Below are 17,837 nucleotides of genomic sequence, written 5' to 3' on the forward strand. Positions count from 1 at the left end.
CGTCGGAGCGGGGCCGCCTTCCAGTTTTCCGCTTTCGCGTTTCCCTTTCCGGCGATTCCGACTCTATCAGATCCTTTCGGGCCTGATTCCCAGTCAGAGTGGGCTTGTCATCCCGGCTGTTGGGCCGTTCCGACGAGTGAGACTTTAGCGGAATCTGCTGCTCCGACGCTAATCGGGGCCGCGTCCCTTCGAACGCGGATTCCTCATTCGCAAAAGCTCACGCAAAACAATGCGACACCAGTGGTTCGCTTGCTTGTAGTGGGTCCTGCTGAATGACTGTCCGGGGACCGGCCTGGACCGGTGCTCACGTCGGACAGCTCGGAGAACATTACGGATCTGTGTTTGGCATGTCAACTTGAGGGGTCGGCCGCTACTCTGGGGGCCATGACAACGCACACGTGCAACCTTCTGTGGTGGGCCGCCTGACGGCGGCCGCCCACACACGTGTGCACTCAACGGCCGCCGCCCCGGCGGCCGTTCGCGTTTCTCCTCTCGGAGCAGCCGGCCGCTGGAGGCGGCGGCTCCGATCCGGAGGGTGAAGAGAGAGATGACGCGGATCTTCAGCGGGATCAAGCCGACGGGGCATCTGACACTCGGCAACTACCTCGGGGCCGTGCGCAGGTGGGTCGAGGTCGATCAGCACCGGGCCGACGCGCTGTTCAGCGTGGTGGATCTGCACGCGCTGACCGTCGAACACGATCCCGCCCGCGTGCGCAGACTCAGCCGGCAGGCCGCCACGCTCCTGCTGGCGGCCGGGCTGGATCCCGCCCTGTGCACCGTGTTCGTACAGAGCCATGTGGACGAGCACGCGCGGCTGTCGTATCTGCTGGAGTGCACGGCCACCGACGGTGAGCTGCGGCGCATGATCCAGTACAAGGAGAAGAGCGCTCGGGCACTGGCGTCCGGGGAGAGTGTGCGGTTCTCGTTGCTGTCGTATCCCGTGCTGATGGCCGCGGACATCCTGGCCTACCGCACGGACGAAGTGCCGGTCGGTGATGACCAGACGCAGCATGTGGAGCTGACCCGGGATCTCGCGGTGCGGTTCAACCAGCGGTACGGGCATACGTTCACCGTGCCGCGGGCCACCCGGCCGCCGGTGGCCGCGCGGGTCATGGATCTCCAGGATCCGACGTCGAAGATGGGCAAGTCGCACGAGTCCGGCGCGGGGATCGTCTATCTCCTGGACGATGCCGATGTGGCGCGGAAGAAGATCATGCGTGCCGTCACCGACAGCGGGACGGAGGTCGAATACGACCCGGAGGCCAAACCGGGGGTGGCCAATCTGCTGGAGATCCTCGCGGGCTGCGGCTCCGGCAGCCCGGACGAGCTGGCCGGCGCGTATGACTCGTACGGCGCGCTCAAGAAGGACACGGCGGAAGCGGTGGTCGAGTTGCTGCGGCCGCTGCGGGAGCGGCACGCGGCGCTGGCCGCGGATCCCGGTTATGTCGACGGGGTGCTGAAGGAGGGAGCGGAGCGGGCCAGGGAAATGGCCCGTCCGGTGGTCGACGCGGCCTATCGGGCCATCGGTCTGCTGCCCGCCGGCTGAGCCGAGTTCGTCGGCCGAGCCGAGAGCTTCCGCCGGGCCGTGGTCCGGCGGAACAGCCGCGTCCGCCCGCGTGTCAGCCGTTACCGGTGGCCAGGGCGCGGCTGCGGTCGCGGGCGGCCTCGATCGCGGCGATCAGGGCTGCCCGTACACCGTGGTTCTCCAGCTCCCGGATGGCGCTGATGGTGGTGCCGGCCGGGGAGGTCACGGCCTCCCGGAGCTTCACGGGGTGTTCGCCGCTGTCGCGGAGCATGACGGCGGCGCCGATGGCGGCCTGCACGATCAGTTCGTGGGCCTGGGCGCGGGGCACGCCGAGGAGGATGCCGGCGTCGGTCATCGCCTCGACCAGGAAGTAGAAGTACGCCGGGCCCGAGCCGGAGAGGGCGGTGGCCGCGTCCTGCTGGGACTCGGGGACGCGGAGGGTCTTGCCGACGCCGCCGAAGATCTCTTCGGCGTGGGCGAGATGGACGGCGAGGGCATGGCTGCCGCCTGAGATGACGGACATGCCCTCGTCCACCAGCACGGGGGTGTTGGGCATGACACGTACGACAGGGGTGCCGGAGGTCAGGCGTTCTTCGATGAAGGCGGTGGTGATTCCGGCGGCGGCGCTGATGATCAGGCGGTCGGCGGTGACATGGGGGGCGAGTTCGTCGAGCAGCTTGCCCATGTCCTGCGGCTTGACGGCGAGGATGAGGATGTCGGCGCGCTTGGCGGCGTCCGCGTTGGTGACGGTCTCGACGCCGTACCGGTCACGCAGTTCCGCCGCCCGGTCGGCACGGCGGGTGGTGGCCAGCAGGTCGGCGGCCCGCCAGCCGGCCCGGATCATGCCGCTGAGCAGGGCCTCGCCGATCTTTCCGGTACCGAGGACTGCGACTGTCTGGGGCATTGCGGGGTCACCTCGCCGGTGGGGATGTGTGCTGTTCTTCCTTGCTTGCTGTCCTTCCCGACCATCCTCGCACCGGGGCCGGGCCGCGCGCGGGATGTGTCCGAGGAGCGGTACGTCCGGGGGAAGCGGTACGTCCCGGGGGGGGGAGCGGTACGTCTACGCCGTCCGGCGGCGGAGGGTCGCCGCGCCCAGGGCGAGTACGAGGGCCGCGCACCCGGCGACGATCACGGCGTCCCGGACGAAGTCGCCGGTGATGTCCGTATGGCGCAGGACCTCGTTCATGCCGTCGACGGCGTAGGACATCGGCAGGACGTTGGAGATCGCCTCCAGGACGGGCTGCATGGTCGGGCGCGGGGCGAAGAGGCCGCAGAGGAGGAGCTGCGGAAAGATCACCGCGGGCATGAACTGCACCGCCTGGAACTCGGACGCGGCGAACGCGGAGACGAAGAGGCCGAGTGCCGTGCCGAGCAGGGCGTCGAGGAGTGCGACCAGCAGGAGCAGCCAGGCGGATCCCACCACGTCCAGACCGAGGGCCCAGACCGCGAGGCCGGTGGCGAGGACGGACTGGACGACGGCGAGCAGGCCGAAGGCCAGGGCGTACCCGGCGATCAGGTCGGCCTTGCCGAGGGGCATGGCGAGCAGGCGTTCCAGGGTGCCCGAGGTGCGTTCGCGCAGGGTGGCGATCGAGGTCACCAGGAACATGGTGATCAGCGGGAAGATGCCGAGCAGCGAGGCGCCGATGGCGTCGAAGGTTGAGGGCGGGCATGGGGTCTCCCCACCGCAGGCAGGGGAAGCGTCGAACACGTAGCGCAGCAGGAAGAGCATCACGCACGGGACGAGGATCATCAGCGCGATCGAGCGCGGGTCGTGGCGCAGCTGGCGCAGCACGCGGGCGGCGGTGGCCAGGGTGCGGGCGGCGGACATCGGGGCCGGGGCGGTGCGGGACGGCGCCGTGGTGCCGGGGACCGTCGTCGTACCGGGGGTCGCGGTGTTCATCGGGCGCTCTCCTGGAGTGTGTCGGCCTCGTCGACCAGGTGGAGGAAGGCCGCTTCGACGGTCTCCGTGCGGGTTCGGGCGCGCAGGGCGTCGGGGGTGTCGTCGGCGAGGATCTCGCCGTCGCGCATGAGGAGGAGGCGGTGGCAGCGTTCGGCCTCGTCCATGACGTGGGAGGAGACGAGGATCGTCGCGGCGCGTTCCGCGGCGATGCGGTGGAAGAGTTCCCACAGGTCGCGGCGGAGTACGGGGTCGAGGCCGACGGTCGGTTCGTCGAGGACGAGCAGTTCGGGGGTGCCGAGCAGGGCGACGGCGAGGGAGACCCGGCTGCGCTGGCCGCCGGAGAGCCGGCCGGCGAGTGAGTCGGCGTGGGAGGCGAGGTCGACGTCGCCGATGGCGCGGGTGACCGTTTCGCGGCGGGCGGCGCGGCGGGCCCGTCCCGGGTCGAGCACGGCGGCGAAGTAGTCGAGATTCTGACGGACCGTCAAATCGTCGTAGACGGACGGGGCCTGCGTGACATAGCCGATCCTCGCGCGCAGCGCGCCGTCGCCCGCGGGCAGGCCGAGGACGTCCAGGGTGCCGGTGACCTTGGCCTGGGTGCCGACGACGGCGCGCATCAGGGTCGACTTGCCGCAGCCGGACGGGCCGAGCAGGCCGGTGATCCGGCCGGGCGACACGGCGAAGTCGAGGCCGCGCAGGACGGTGCGGTCGCCCCGTCGGACGGTGAGACCGCGGGCGCGGATGGCGCCCTCAGTAAAATTCATCATGCGATGAATAATGGGCGCGGCCCCTGCGCCCGTCAAGCGCGGACGGTGACCGTCAGCTCGACGGCATATGCCTCCTCGACGGTCCCGTCCGGGAAGAGCGCGAGCAGCTCCGCCCGCTCGTCCGCGAAGAAGGCGGCCGCGGCCTGTTCACCGCGCGTACGGAAGACGGAGTGGCTGCCGAGATTGGCGAGGTGGGTGTCGAGGGAGACGCGGCGGGTCCACGGGATACGCCGCTCCGTCCGGTCCATCGCGGCCGGCAGATTCTCCGCCCGCCCGGAGGCGCTGTGGGCGCCGTGGTGTACGTCGCCGGCCCAGCGGCGGACCCGTTCGTCCTGGGCGGCGATCCAGGGCACCTCGCCGTCCGAGATGTTCCACCAGAGGGCGAGCGCGCCACCGGGCCGCAGGACCCGCAGGGCTTCGGGCACGGAGCGGGCCGGGTCGGTCCAGTGCCAGGACTGCGCGTACGTGATGAGGTCGGCGCTGCCGTCCGCCAGGGGCAGGGCGTCACCGAGACCCCGGACGAGCGGAACGCCGGGGGCGGCGCGGTGCAGCCTGGCCGCCATCAGCGGTCCGGGCTCGACGGCGGTGACGTGGGCGCCGCGTGCGCGCAGCAGGCGGGTGGCGATACCGGTGCCGGCGCCCACGTCGACGACGCGGGAGCCCTTGAGCGGGCGGCCGGTGAGTTCCTCGACGGCGTCGAAGAGGGCGGGCGGATAGCCGGGGCGGGCCTCGTCGTACTGGTCGGCCACGGCGTCGAAGGAGAGAGCGCGTTCGGTCATGCGCCCATCCTGGCGCGGCGGCGGGGCGCGACCGGGGGCCGTGGCCTACACGCGCTTGGGCTTCCTGCCCTTGCCACCGGAGCGGGCGGCGGGGTTTCCGGCGCGGGCGGCGCGCCGGCGCTCGTACTGGACGAGGGCCGTCTCGTACTCCCCGCGGCGCAGCCCCTCGCCCGGGGCCTCGACGAGAGAGCGCAGGAAGTACGCGAGGAGCGCGCCGATGAAACCGATCGTCTTGACGCTGCGCAGGGACTCCTCGCGGGCCGGATCGGCCGGGCGGCGCTGGAAACCGTCCCAGGTCCTGCGGAACGCGATGGCGCCGCACACCGAGAAGACCGCGATGACGAGCACCCCGACGAACGCGCCCACGTCCGCGATCTCCAGCCCCTGGTACGCGAAGCGCAGTACGAAGCAGGCGACGACGGTGGTGACGAGCGAGCCCGCGGCGACCACGACGCGGCGCAGTGCGTAGCCGCGGTCGTGGCCGACCCAGGTCGTACCGAAGAAACGGATGGCCTCGGGCTCGGGGCCACCGTTCCCGCGGGGCTCGTGCGGCGCGGACCGCACGTGCGGCTCGGGCTGTCCGGGCTGTCCGGGCTGTTCAGGCTGTCCGGGCTGTACGGGGTGTTCAGGCTGTACGGGGGGTACCGGGTGCTCGCTCACGCGGCGATTATCTCCGGCGCGCGTCGCGGCACCCGGTCAGCGCGGTCGGCCCCGATCAGGCGCAGCGCTCCGCGACATAGCCGCTGCTGCCCGTGTAGACATACGCGTCCGAGACGAACTGTCCGTTGGCGATGTTGTCCCAGAGGTTCGTCGTCCCATAGGGGCCGGTGACCCACTCCCCCGGCTTCTGGCAGTTGATCGGGACGCTCGCGCCGTACGGGAGCACCTTGACGAGCTGGTAGTTCGTGCCGGGGCCGCTGCGCACGTTCACGCGGTAGTCCGGGTGGACCGTGTACCGCTTGGCCCCCAGTGTCTCCACGGGCCCGGCCGCGGCGACCCCCGCCCCGGCGAGCGTCTCGGACGGCGCCTCCCCGGCACCCTCCAGGACATCCCCCACGGCATTCCCCACACCGCTCTCAACCTCTTCGACTGACATTCGGTCCTCCCCCAGTGAAGGTGCGTACTCTGCGCCGCGCAGGCTAGCAACCCATGGCTGGATAGCACGCATCATCGACTAGGCTCCGTGCGTCGCGCTTGCGCACGAATACACGGGGGTGGGCGATGCCACCACTGCGCAATACCGGGTCGGCCCCGGAAGCGGAGCGTCCGGATTACGCCGGTCGCTACCTGCTCGAATCAGCCCTGGGAGCAGGCGGAATGGGCGTGGTCCATCTGGCCACCTCCGCTTCCGGGCTGCGTCTCGCCGTCAAAGTCATCCATACCAACCATGCGTCGGATCCCGAGTTCAGAGCGCGGTTCCGGCAGGAGGTCGCCGCCGCCCGCCGGGTGAGCGGCGCCTTCACCGCACCCGTCGTGGACGCTGATCCGGAGGCCGAACGGCCGTGGATGGCCACCCTGTTCATCGACGGCCCGACCCTCTCCGAGCGGGTGAAGCGGAACGGCCCGCTGGACACCGAGGAATTGACCAGGCTCGGCGCGGGGCTGGCCGAGGGGCTGCGGGACATCCACCGGGCCGGTGTGGTGCACCGCGATCTCAAGCCGAGCAATGTCCTGTTGGCACCGGACGGCCCCAAGGTCATCGACTTCGGTATCTCGCGTCCGGCGGACAGCGATCTGCGGACCGAGACGGGCAAGCTCATCGGCACGCCACCGTTCATGGCACCGGAGCAGTTCCAGCGCCCGCGTGAAGTCGGCCCCGCCGCCGATGTGTTCGCCATGGGCGCGGTACTGGTCCACGCGGCGACCGGGCGCGGGCCGTTCGACTCCGACAGCCCGTACATCGTCGCGTACCAAGTCGTGCACAACGAGCCGGACTTGGCGGGGGTCCCGGAGAAGCTGCTGCCGCTGATCACCGGGTGTCTGGCGAAGGAGCCCGCGGACCGGCCGACTCCGGACGAGATGATGGCCGCGCTGCGCCCCTCGCCGGTACCCGGTACGGATACGCGGCACCGCGCGCGGCTGTCGTCACCGGGGGCGAGTCCGCTCGTACCGGCGCAGCGCCTTCCCGACCCCGCCGAGAACGCGGATCCGGACCCCGCGACCCATGCCCGCCCCGCCCGGTCCCGGACGCGGCAGCTCCGGATCAGGCCCTCGGAGAGCGCGGCACGCACGGAGGGCGCGGAAGGCGCGGAGGGCGCTGAGGGCGCAGAAGGCGCGGAGGGCACAAAGAACGCGGAGGGTGCGAACAGGCCCGAGAGGGCGGGGAGCACCAACCGCGCGCGGGCCGTCCGGTGGGCGGCGATCGGTGTCGTGCTGACAGCCGTCGTGGCCGCCGGTTTCGTCGGTGTCCGGGCCGCGCTCGACAACGGCGCCGCCGACCCCGCGCGGCCGGCGGCGGCGAGGCCCGGCGGGACGTTCCACCCCTGGCACATCAAGCTGCCCGGCTCCGGCGGCGGCGAGACCCGCATACCCGTCTGCTCCGCCGCCGGCGCGGCCGTCTACTGCACGGCTCCCGGTATCAAGGCGGCCCGGCTCGATCCCTCGGACGGCCACCTCGACTGGTCCGTCAAGGGCGACAAGGCGGGCGCGGAGACCGACGTCGGCGCGGCGCCGGTGCTCTCGGGCGGACTGCTGCATGTGACCAGCCCCGGCAGGGCCCGGCTGGAGGCGCTCGATCCGGACTCCGGCGCCACGCACTGGTCCGTCCCGATCTCCTCGTACGCCTCTGTCCGCCACGTCGGTGACACCGTGCTGCTCGTGGCCTACGACGGACGGGTACGGTCCCTGGACAGCGCGACCGGGGACGAGCGCTGGAGCCGGCAGCGCGGCGGGACCGGCACCGTCTGGGCGGCGGCGAGCGGTTCCCGCGCCGACGGCGGTCCGTTGTTCGCCGCCACGCCGTCGTCCGACGGCCGGGCCACCGAGGTGAGTTCCGTCGATCCGGCCGACGGCGCCGTGCGCTGGACGAAGCGGCTGACGGGCAGCCTGACCCCGGCGGGCGCGTCGGGCGACGCGCTGTTCCTGCTCTCCGAGGACGCCGACGGCTATACGAACGAGGTCGTACGGGTCGACGCGTCGACCCGTACCGTACGGCGCGTCCCGCTGCCCACGCCGGTCGACCAGGCGCAGGCCACCGTCGCGGGTGACACGGTCTATGTCATGGGGTACACCGGTTCGCTGCTCGCCGTCGGCACCGCCGGATCCGGCGCGGCCGGGACGGCGGGCGGCAGCGGGAGCGCCGGTGTGCGCTGGCGGCTGGAGACGTCGGTCACCCGGGCGTCGCGGCCCACCGTCACCGGCGACCGCGTCTATCTGAGCGCGGGCGACGGCCGGCTGCTCGCCGTGGACGCCGGACGTGGCGTCCTGCTCGGGCAGACGAAGCCGCGGATGGACGACGGCCCCCGCACGCTCGTGCCCACCCTGCCCGCGCCCGTGACCGAGCCCGGCGCGGTCTTCGCCACCGCGCCCGACGGGTCCGTCTTCGCGGTCGACAGCCGGCGGCCGGACCGCTGGTAGGACCTGGCCTGCTCGACGGACACGTCACGGGACACATCACGGGACACACCAAGAGACACGTCAGAGACAGATCAGCGGACACGGAAAAGCCGTGCGCCCCGGTCCCTCCAGCGGGATCCGGGGCGCACGGCCGACTGCGTACGTACCGTGCGTACCGTGCGTACGGGCGTGCCGAGAGCGGCCAGGTCAGCCCGGTCAGTCAGCCCAGGCGCGTGACGTCCCGCACCGCGCCCTTGTCCGCGCTCGTCGCCATCGCCGCGTACGCGCGCAGCGCCACCGAGACCTTGCGCTCACGGGAAGCGGGGGCGTACACACCGTTCAACGCCTCGCGCCGGGTGGCCAGTTCGTCGTCGGCGACGAGGAGTTCGATCGAGCGGTTCGGGATGTCGATCCGGATCCGGTCGCCGTCGTGGACCAGCGCGATCGTGCCGCCCGAGGCCGCCTCGGGGGAGGCGTGGCCGATCGAGAGACCCGACGTACCGCCGGAGAAGCGGCCGTCCGTGATCAGCGCGCAGGACTTGCCGAGGCCCCGGCCCTTCAGATACGAGGTCGGGTAGAGCATCTCCTGCATACCGGGGCCACCGCGCGGGCCCTCGTAGCGGATGACGATGACGTCGCCCTCGGCGATCTCCTTGCGGAGGATCTTCTCCACGGCGTCCTCCTGCGACTCGCAGACGACGGCGGGGCCCTCGAACGTCCAGATCGACTCGTCGACGCCGGCCGTCTTCACCACACAGCCGTCGACGGCGAGGTTGCCCTTCAGCACCGCCAGGCCGCCGTCCTTCGAGTACGCGTGCGCCACGTCCCGGACGCAGCCGCCCGCGGCGTCGGTGTCGAGGGTGTCCCAGCGCTCGGACTGGGAGAACGCCTCGGCGGAGCGGACGCAGCCGGGGGCCGCGTGCCACAGCTCGACCGCCTCGTCGGACGGCGAGCCGCCGCGGACGTCCCAGGTCTCCAGCCAGTCCTTGATGCTCGGCGAGTGGACGGTGTGCACGTCCTCGTTGAGCAGACCGCCGCGGTACAGCTCGCCGAGGATGGCGGGGATGCCGCCGGCCCGGTGGATGTCCTCCATGTAGTACGTGCCGCCGGGGGCCACATTGGGCGCGACCTTGGCCAGGCAGGGCACCCGGCGCGAGACCGCGTCGATGTCGCCGAGGTCGTAGTCCAGCTCGGCCTCCTGGGCGGCGGCGAGCAGATGGAGGATGGTGTTCGTGGAGCCGCCCATGGCGATGTCGAGGGCCATGGCGTTGTCGAAGGCCGCGCGGGTGGCGATGGAGCGCGGCAGGACCGTCTCGTCGTCCTGCTCGTAGTGGCGCCTGGTGATCTCGACGACCGTGCGGCCGGCGTTCTCGTACAGCGCCCTGCGGGCCGTGTGCGTGGCCAGCACCGAGCCGTTGCCGGGCAGCGAGAGGCCGATGGCCTCGGTCAGGCAGTTCATCGAGTTGGCGGTGAACATGCCGGAACAGGAACCGCAGGTCGGACAGGCGTTCTCCTCGATACGGAGGATGTCCTCGTCCGAGACGCTCTCGTTGACCGCGTCCGAGATCGCGTTGATCAGGTCCAGCTTGCGGACCGTGCCGTCCACCAGGGTCGCCTTGCCGGCCTCCATGGGGCCGCCGGAGACGAAGACCGTGGGGATGTTGAGGCGCATCGCGGCCATCAGCATGCCGGGGGTGATCTTGTCGCAGTTGGAGATGCAGATCAGCGCGTCCGCGCAGTGCGCCTCGACCATGTACTCGACGGAGTCGGCGATCAGATCGCGGGACGGCAGGGAGTAGAGCATTCCGCCGTGGCCCATCGCGATGCCGTCGTCGACGGCGATGGTGTTGAACTCGCGGGGCACCGCGCCCGCGGCCTTGATCGCCTCGGAGACGATCCGGCCGACCGGCGCGAGGTGGGTGTGGCCGGGCACGAACTCGGTGAAGGAGTTGGCCACCGCGACGATCGGCTTGCCGATGTCCTCGCTCGCTACGCCCGATGCCCGCATAAGGGCACGTGCGCCCGCCATATTGCGGCCGTGGGTGACAGTGCGGGACCTCAGCTCGGGCATCGTCGCTCGCTCCTTCAGCAGATCCTTCGGCAGAAATGACTTCTTCGAGCGTACGCCCCGGATCCAAGATCTGGACAGCATGTCCGACATACGGAACAGCCGTTCAGCTATCGGTCAGGCCTCGGTCAGATAGCGCTGAATCGTGGGCGCCACCATCCTGATGATCTCCTCGGTGTCCACCGACGCCAGCGGTTCCGCCCGGATCACATAGCGGAGGAAGGCGATCCCGATCATGTGCGACGCGGCCAGCTCCGCGCGGAACGTCGGATCCGGTACGTCGAGCTCCTCGGCGACCCGCTCCAGCAGCCGCCGCAGGACGAACGTACGCAGTACCTTCGCCGCCGCCTCGTGCGTCAGCGCGGAGCGGATGACCGCCAGCAGCGGGGCCCGGGTCACCGGGTTCTCCCAGACGCCGATGAAGAAGCGGGCGAGCCGCTCCCCGATGCCGTCCGGTCCGCCGGCCAGCAGCGCGGGCAGCATCAGGGCCGGTTCGAAGGAGACCTCGATGGCCGCCGCGAAGACCTCGTCCTTCGTACCGAAGTAGTGGTGGACGAGCGCCGGATCGACCCCCGCCGCCTTGGCGATGCCCCGGATGGACGTCTTGTCGTAGCCGCGCTCGGCGAACTCCGTACGGGCCGCGTCGAGGATCTTCTGCTGGGCGCTGGGGCCGGTACCGGCCTCCTGCCGGGCGGGGCGGCCGCGGCGGCGCGGAGCCGTGCCGTTCATGACGGGCGCATCCCCCGGGAGCCGGTACGGGACGACCGCGCCGAGGACGGCCCCGACCGCTTCGCCGAGGACGGCGCGGCCGAGGGCGACGCGGACGGCGCGGGCGAGGAAGAAGGCGTCGGCGAAGAAGGCGCGGGCGAAGAAGGCGCGGGCGAAGAAGGCGACGTGGACGGCGAGGCCAGATGCAGCCGGGCGAACGCCAGCGCCTCCGCCAGATCGGCCTCACGCTCCGCGGCCGACATCGCGCGCCGCGTGTTCACCTCGATCACGACATGCCCGTCGAATCCGCTGCCCGCCAGCCCCGTGAGCAGCTCGGCGCACGGCTGCGTGCCCCGGCCGGGCACGAGATGCTCGTCCTTGGCCGACCCGTTGCCGTCCGCGAGATGGACATGCCCCAGCCGGTCGCCCATCCGGCCGATCATGGCCATGGCGTCGGTGCGGGCGGTCGCGGTGTGCGAGAGATCGACGGTGAAGTGCCGGTAGTCGTACTTGGTCACGTCCCAGTCGGGCGCGTAGGCGAGCATCTCCCGGTCGCGGTAGCGCCACGGGTACATGTTCTCGACGGCGAACCGTACGTCCGTCTCGTCCGCCATCCGCCATATTCCGGTGACGAAATCACGCGCGTACTGCCGCTGCCAGCGGAACGGCGGATGCACGACCACGGTGGAGGCGCCGAGCTTCTCGGCCGCCGCCCGCGCCCGCTGGAGCTTCACCCAGGGATCGGTGGACCACACCCGCTGCGTGATGAGCAGACAGGGCGCGTGGACGGCGAGTACGGGCACCCCGTGATAGTCGGAGAGGCGGCGCAGCGCCTCGATGTCCTGGCTGACGGGGTCGGTCCAGACCATGACCTCGACGCCGTCGTACCCCAGGCGTGCGGCGATCTCGAAAGCCGTCGCCGTGGACTCCGGATAGACCGAAGCCGTCGAGAGCGCGACCTTCGCATCCGGGATGCGCACCACAGGTTCTGCCACGGAGACAGCGTACGGGCACCCTCTATGTGGTCGGGAGTTGGTCGAGCCGCCGCAGGATGACGCCCTCGCGCAGCGCCCAGGGGCAGATCTCCACCGACTCGACCCCGAACAGGTCCATCGCCCCCTCCGCGACCAGCGCTCCCGCCAGCAGCTGCGACGACCGGCCGTCGGAGACACCGGGGAGCGCGGCGCGCTGGAGCGCGCTCATCGCGGCCAGCTTCGGCACCCACTCCTCCAGTGACGTACGACTCAGTTCACGCTGCACGTACAGCCCCTCGGCGGAGCGCGCGGCCCCGGCGAGCCGGGCCAGCTGCCGGAAGGTCTTGGAGGTCGCCACCACGTGGTCGGGGCTGCCGAACCGCGAGAACTCCCCGACCGAACGGGCGATCCGCGCCCGTACGTGGCGGCGCAGCGCCTTCACGTCGATGGGGTCGGGCGGATCGCCCGGCAGCCAGCCCGCGGTCAGCCGGCCCGCGCCCAGGGGCAGGGACACGGCGGCGTCCGGCTCCTCGTCGATTCCGTACGCGATCTCCAGGGAGCCGCCGCCGATGTCCAGGACGAGCAGTTTCCCGGCCGACCAGCCGAACCAGCGGCGGGCGGCGAGGAAGGTGAGCCGGGCCTCCTCCTCGCCCGTGAGGACCTCCAGATCGACGCCGGTCTCGCTCTTGACACGCCCGAGGACCTGTTCGGCGTTGGTGGCCTCGCGCACGGCGGAGGTGGCGAACGGCAGGACGTCCTCGCAGCCCTTGTCCTCGGCGGCCTGGAGCGCGTCGGTGATCGTCGAGGCGAGCCGGTCGACACCGTCGGGGCCGATCGCGCCGTCCTCGTCGAGGAGTTCGGCGAGCCGCAGCTCCGCCTTGTACGAATGCGCGGGCAGCGGACGGGCGCCGCGGTGGGCGTCCACCGCGAGCAGGTGAACCGTGTTCGAACCGACGTCGAGGACTCCGAGTCTCATGAACGGAACGCTACTGCGACCGCGCGCATACGCTGGACCCGTGCCAAAGACGAAAAAGGCGAAGCCGGGCAAAGCCAAGGGCCCGAAGAAGCAGCACCAGCAGGAGGAGGCCACGAGCGCCTCTTCGCGCACGCCCCGGACCGCGCGGAACACCCCTGCCGGCCAGGAGCCGGACGAGAAGGGGCTGGACTTCGCCCGTGCCTGGGCGGAATTCCCCGATCCCGCCGACGACGAGCAGGTTTTCCGCTGCGATCTGACCTGGCTCACCTCGCGGTGGAGCTGCGTCTTCGGCAGCGGCTGCCAGGGCATCCAGGCGGGCCGCGCCGACGACGGCTGCTGCACGCTGGGCGCGCACTTCTCCGACGAGGACGACGAGAAGCGCGTCGCCGGTCATGTGGCACGGCTCACACCGGACCTCTGGCAGTTCCACAAGGAGGGCACGACCACCGGCTGGACGCAGACGGACGACGACGGCGAGCGTCAGACGCGCCGCTGGGACGGCTCCTGCATCTTCCAGAACCGTCCCGGCTTCGCGGGCGGCGCCGGGTGCTCGCTGCACATCCTGGCCCTGCGCGAGGGCCGCGAGCCGCTGGAGACGAAGCCGGACGTCTGCTGGCAGCTGCCGGTCCGGCGGACGTACGACTGGATCGAGCGGCCCGACGACACGCGCGTGCTCCAGGTGTCCATCGGTGAGTACGACCGGCGCGGCTGGGGGCCGGGCGGCCACGATCTGCACTGGTGGTGCACCTCGGCGACCTCGGCGCACGGCGCGGGCGAACCGGTGTACAAGACGTACCGGCCCGAGCTGACCGAGCTGATGGGCAAGGAGGGGTACGACCGGCTGGCCGAGCTGTGCGAGCAGCGCCTGGCCGGCGAGCTTCCGCTGGTGGCACCGCATCCGGCGGACCCGGCGCGGCGTCCGGGGAACGCCTAGGGCGTGCCGGCCGGGTCCGAGGGCGGGTCGGCCGGCTGGGGACCGCCGGGGGCGGGGCCCCCGGTACCGGGCTCGGGATCTGGATCTGGATCGGGATCGGGATCGGGATCGGCCGGACCGGTCGGATCCGAGGACCCCTGACCTGGTCCGGACCCCGGCCCCTGACCCGGTCCGGGGTCGGAAGGCCGCGACGGACCGGGCTCGGAAGGGTCCGGTCGCGTCGGCCCGCCGGAGCCCTGGCCGGGGGCGGGATCCGCGGGGTGTCCCGGATGTCCGGGGAGCGTGGGGTGTGCGGGGTATCCCGGCCGGCTTGCGTGACCCGAGAGCGGCGGTCTGGAGCCGTAGCCGTAGATCTTCACCACGGATCCCGCCGGATAGATCGCCACCCGCGCGCTCCACGGTCCCGACGGTTCGCGCCGGTGGTCCACGAAGACCTGGACGGTGAACGACTCGCCGGGCGCGAGGGTGCCGTAGTGGCGGCTCAGCCGGAGCCACGGGGCCTTGGTCGCCGCCGTCCAGGCGACCGGCGCGCCGCCGGAGGCCCTGAGCGTGATCATCGTCGTGTCGCCGTGGGGCTGTGCCTCGACCGAGATCCTGCCGAGGGCGGGCTGCCCCGGAAGGGCCGTCGGTACGGGCAGGCCGTCGCTGATGACCTCGACCGAGACGCCGGGCGCGGTGCCCTCCCCGCCGGAGCCGTGACCGGGGCCACGGCCGGTGCCCGAGTCGTCCTGGGCGCTGCCCGCGATCTCGTAGTACTTGCGCGGCTTCCCGTCCTCCGTGGCCGGGCCCTCGTTCGCCCCGGCGCTGACCGAGGAGCCGTCGCGGCCGTCCCCCGTCTCCGGTGCGCCGCGGTACGCCGCCCAGAGCGCGAGCACGGGGGCGGCGACGACGGTCGCCACGACGGTGGTGGTCACGGCCCGCGCCCGCAGCCTGTCCCGGCGGGCGGCGCGGTCCTTGGGGTCCATGGGGAAGCCGTTGCGGCCGAAGCGCGGCGCCGCGGCCCGCGCCCGGGGTGTCCGGTCCATCGCCGCGTACGTGGCCTGCCTCGGCGCCTCGATGAGCGGGAGCACGGCGCGCGGGGCGGACCGCACGGCTCCGTCCGAGACCGCCGAGTCCGCGACCGCTGAGCCCGAGGCCGCCGAGTCCGAGATCGTCGAGTCCGCGATCGTCGAGTCCGTGTGCTGCCGAACCGGGAGCTTCGGGTCCGTGAGCGAGGAGGGGCGCGACCCCGGCCACGGTCCTGCCGCCTCGGCGCGCTCGGCGACGCGGCGGCAGCGCGGGCAGTCGTCGACGTGCCGGACCAGCTCGCGCCGGAGCGCGGCGGAGAGCAGCACCTGATGGTCGCCGGTGAGCCGGGCGACCGACGGGCAGCCGCCGGTGTCGACGACGGCGAGCGCGGCGCGGGTGCGTTCCACCTCGCAGGCGGCGGAGGCGAGCAGCTCACGGGCCGCCGTCGGTTCCATGGAGAGCACGGCGGCGACCTCCACCGGGCCCAGCTGGTGGCGTACGGCCAGTTCCAGGATCTCGCGCTGCTCGGGCGTCGTACCGGCGGCTTCCGGCCAGGCCAGCAGGGCGAGTTCACGCCGTCGGCGCTCGGCGGTCTCCGGCGGGAGCGCCTCCGCCGGGGCGGGCTCGGGCTCGCGCTGGGCCGAATGCGCCCCCAGCCGGCTGCGGCGCTGCTCGGTGAGTCTGCGCAGACAGGACCAGCGCGCGAGCGCGTACAGCCAGGCCTTGCGCTCCCCGGCGCCCGAGGGGCAACGGCCGTACTGGCGCTCGGAGATGGACAGCACCTCGCCGAGGACCTCGGTCGCGACGTCGTGGTCGCACAGCACGGAGAGGCAGTAGGTGAACAGGCCGTCGAGGTACGGCTCGTAACGTGCGGCCTGGCGGTGCGGCACCGGATGGGGCGCACGTCGAGGCGCGCGGTGTGCGCCGGTGGTGTGCGTGGAGGTGTCGGGGCTGCTGCTCATCACCCGGCGACGTTAGACAGAGGGACCCACAGCCTTCACACCTCTTGAGCACATTTAATCCTTACGGGTGAAGGTATCCCTCAAAAGGGGACAGGAATCGCACGCTCCGATGAACTCCCCCTGACTCGCCCCACCCCCTCGCCCACACCTCGCCCCCCCCGCTCCTCCCTGCCGCTCCCGGGCCGCTGCCTCCCGTGGTCGGCGCTGTCGGTGGGCCCCTATACGGTGACGCCATGGCTGCCCGTACGAAATCCGCCAAGGACAGGCCGTCCTACCGCTGTACCGAGTGCGGCTGGACGACCGCCAAGTGGCTCGGCCGCTGCCCCGAATGCCAGGCGTGGGGCACGGTCGAGGAGTACGGCGCGCCCGCGGTACGGACCACGGCGGCGGGCCGGGTCTCCACCGCCGCGCTGCCGATCGGCCAGGTCGACGCCCGTACGGCCACCGCGCGCTCCACCGGCGTGGACGAGCTGGACCGGGTGCTCGGCGGCGGGCTGGTGCCGGGCGCCGTCGTGCTGGTCGCGGGCGAGCCGGGCGTGGGCAAGTCGACGCTGCTGCTCGATGTCGCCGCGAAGTCGGCCAGCGACGAGCACCGCACGCTCTATGTGACGGGCGAGGAGTCCACCAGCCAGGTGCGGCTGCGCGCCGACCGGATCAAGGCCATCGACGACCATCTCTATCTGGCCGCGGAGACGGATCTCTCCGCGGTGCTCGGTCACCTCGACGCGGTCAAGCCGTCGCTGCTGATCCTGGACTCCGTCCAGACCGTCGCCTCGCCGGAGATCGAGGGCGCGCCGGGCGGTATGGCCCAGGTCCGTGAGGTCGCGGGCGCGCTCATCCGGGCGTCCAAGGAGCGCGCCATGTCGACGCTCCTGGTGGGGCATGTCACCAAGGACGGCGCGATCGCGGGGCCGCGGCTGCTCGAACATCTTGTGGATGTCGTGCTGTCGTTCGAGGGCGACCGGCACGCCAGGCTGAGGCTCGTCCGGGGGATCAAGAACCGCTACGGGACGACCGACGAGGTCGGCTGTTTCGAGCTGCACGACGAGGGGATCACCGGTCTCGCCGACCCGTCCGGACTGTTCCTCACCCGGCGCGACGAACCCGTCCCCGGCACCTGCCTGACCGTCACGCTGGAGGGGCGCCGGCCGCTCGTCGCCGAGGTGCAGGCGCTGACGGTCGACTCGCAGATCCCCTCGCCGCGGCGCACCACCTCCGGTCTGGAGACCTCCCGGGTGTCGATGATGCTCGCCGTGCTGGAGCAGCGCGGCCGGATCAGCGCGCTCGGCAAGCGCGACATCTACAGCGCGACGGTCGGCGGGGTGAAGCTCACCGAGCCCGCCGCCGATCTCGCGATCGCCCTCGCGCTGGCGTCCGCGGCCAGCGATACGCCCCTGCCGAAGAACCTGGTCGCGATCGGGGAGGTCGGGCTCGCGGGCGAGGTCAGACGGGTTACGGGCGTCCAGCGGCGGCTGGCCGAGGCCCACCGTCTCGGCTTCACGCAAGCGCTTGTTCCCACCGATCCGGGGAAGATCCCGGCCGGTATGAAGGTCACGGAAGTCGCCGACATGGGTGATGCTCTCAGGGTGCTGCCGCGCCGCGGTCGTGCGGACGCCCCACGGGAAGACAACGCTCGCCGGTAGACTTTGCCCTGGTCTCGCCCATCCGTACGAGCCGGAGGAGT

The 17,837-nt window shown here is 71.9% G+C and carries 15 protein-coding genes; 4 read left to right on the forward strand and 11 right to left on the reverse strand.

Annotation, left to right across the window (positions count from 1 at the left end):
- Positions 1-547 precede the first annotated feature (547 nt).
- A complete protein-coding gene (gene trpS / locus ACIOGX_RS10840) occupies positions 548-1,546 on the forward strand; it encodes a tryptophan--tRNA ligase (protein ID WP_356515612.1) in 999 nt (332 codons plus the stop codon).
- 73 nt (positions 1,547-1,619) lie between these two features.
- On the opposite strand, the gene proC is transcribed toward trpS, so the two are convergent.
- The 6 genes from proC to ACIOGX_RS10870 all read right to left on the reverse strand — a co-directional run bounded on the left by proC (position 1,620) and on the right by ACIOGX_RS10870 (position 6,064).
- A complete protein-coding gene (gene proC, locus ACIOGX_RS10845) occupies positions 1,620-2,429 on the reverse strand; it encodes a pyrroline-5-carboxylate reductase (RefSeq protein ID WP_356515566.1) in 810 nt (269 codons plus the stop codon).
- Positions 2,430-2,585: 156 nt separating this feature from the next.
- On the reverse strand, positions 2,586-3,425 hold the full coding sequence (locus ACIOGX_RS10850) for an ABC transporter permease (RefSeq protein WP_401912079.1): 840 nt from the start codon (positions 3,423-3,425) through the stop codon (positions 2,586-2,588).
- Positions 3,422-4,189, reverse strand: coding sequence for an ABC transporter ATP-binding protein (locus tag ACIOGX_RS10855; protein ID WP_356515564.1), 768 nt, complete (start codon positions 4,187-4,189; stop codon positions 3,422-3,424). The genes ACIOGX_RS10850 and ACIOGX_RS10855 overlap by 4 nt, the downstream gene beginning before the upstream one ends.
- Positions 4,190-4,221: 32 nt before the next feature.
- The gene (locus tag ACIOGX_RS10860) at positions 4,222-4,968 is read right to left on the reverse strand and encodes a class I SAM-dependent methyltransferase (protein ID WP_401912082.1); all 747 of its coding nucleotides are present in this window, start codon (positions 4,966-4,968) and stop codon (positions 4,222-4,224) included.
- A 45-nt stretch (positions 4,969-5,013) separates the two neighbouring features.
- Entirely contained in the window at positions 5,014-5,532 is a 519-nt protein-coding gene (locus ACIOGX_RS10865; protein ID WP_401913341.1) for a hypothetical protein, read from the reverse strand.
- A 151-nt stretch (positions 5,533-5,683) separates the two neighbouring features.
- Positions 5,684-6,064 carry a hypothetical protein gene (locus tag ACIOGX_RS10870; protein WP_356515560.1) on the reverse strand — a complete coding sequence of 127 codons (381 nt, stop codon included), beginning with the start codon at positions 6,062-6,064 and terminating at the stop codon, positions 5,684-5,686.
- Between the two features lie 125 nt (positions 6,065-6,189).
- On the opposite strand from ACIOGX_RS10870, the gene ACIOGX_RS10875 reads away from it, so the two are divergent.
- Positions 6,190-8,544, forward strand: a complete 2,355-nt coding sequence (locus tag ACIOGX_RS10875; protein ID WP_401912086.1) for a serine/threonine-protein kinase — start codon at positions 6,190-6,192, stop codon at positions 8,542-8,544.
- Positions 8,545-8,743: 199 nt separating this feature from the next.
- Here the strand turns inward: ACIOGX_RS10875 and ilvD are convergent, their stop codons facing one another.
- The 4 genes from ilvD to ACIOGX_RS10895 form a co-directional block, all read right to left on the reverse strand.
- Positions 8,744-10,594 (reverse strand): dihydroxy-acid dehydratase, encoded by a 1,851-nt coding sequence (gene ilvD / locus ACIOGX_RS10880; RefSeq protein WP_356515556.1) that lies wholly within the window; start codon positions 10,592-10,594, stop codon positions 8,744-8,746.
- A 114-nt stretch (positions 10,595-10,708) separates the two neighbouring features.
- On the reverse strand, positions 10,709-11,320 hold the full coding sequence (locus ACIOGX_RS10885; RefSeq protein WP_356515554.1) for a TetR family transcriptional regulator: 612 nt from the start codon (positions 11,318-11,320) through the stop codon (positions 10,709-10,711).
- Positions 11,317-12,294, reverse strand: coding sequence for a sugar phosphate isomerase/epimerase family protein (locus ACIOGX_RS10890; RefSeq protein ID WP_401912089.1), 978 nt, complete (start codon positions 12,292-12,294; stop codon positions 11,317-11,319). Before ACIOGX_RS10890 ends, ACIOGX_RS10885 begins: the two co-directional genes overlap by 4 nt.
- Positions 12,295-12,316: 22 nt before the next feature.
- Positions 12,317-13,249 (reverse strand): Ppx/GppA family phosphatase, encoded by a 933-nt coding sequence (locus tag ACIOGX_RS10895; protein ID WP_401912091.1) that lies wholly within the window; start codon positions 13,247-13,249, stop codon positions 12,317-12,319.
- Positions 13,250-13,289: 40 nt separating this feature from the next.
- Here ACIOGX_RS10895 and ACIOGX_RS10900 point away from each other — a divergent pair, with 40 nt between their 5' ends.
- Complete coding sequence (locus ACIOGX_RS10900) at positions 13,290-14,183, forward strand: hypothetical protein (protein ID WP_383967952.1); 894 nt, start codon at positions 13,290-13,292, stop codon at positions 14,181-14,183.
- Here ACIOGX_RS10900 and ACIOGX_RS10905 read toward each other — a convergent pair.
- Entirely contained in the window at positions 14,180-16,153 is a 1,974-nt protein-coding gene (locus ACIOGX_RS10905; RefSeq protein WP_401913344.1) for an RNA polymerase sigma factor, read from the reverse strand. The genes ACIOGX_RS10900 and ACIOGX_RS10905 overlap by 4 nt on opposite strands.
- A gap of 233 nt (positions 16,154-16,386) precedes the next feature.
- On the opposite strand from ACIOGX_RS10905, the gene radA reads away from it, so the two are divergent.
- A complete protein-coding gene (gene radA / locus ACIOGX_RS10910) occupies positions 16,387-17,796 on the forward strand; it encodes a DNA repair protein RadA (protein WP_129770942.1) in 1,410 nt (469 codons plus the stop codon).
- Positions 17,797-17,837: the final 41 nt, after the last annotated feature.

This window comes from Streptomyces sp. NPDC088147, from assembly GCF_044741565.1.
Classification (GTDB): Bacteria; Actinomycetota; Actinomycetes; order Streptomycetales; family Streptomycetaceae; genus Streptomyces.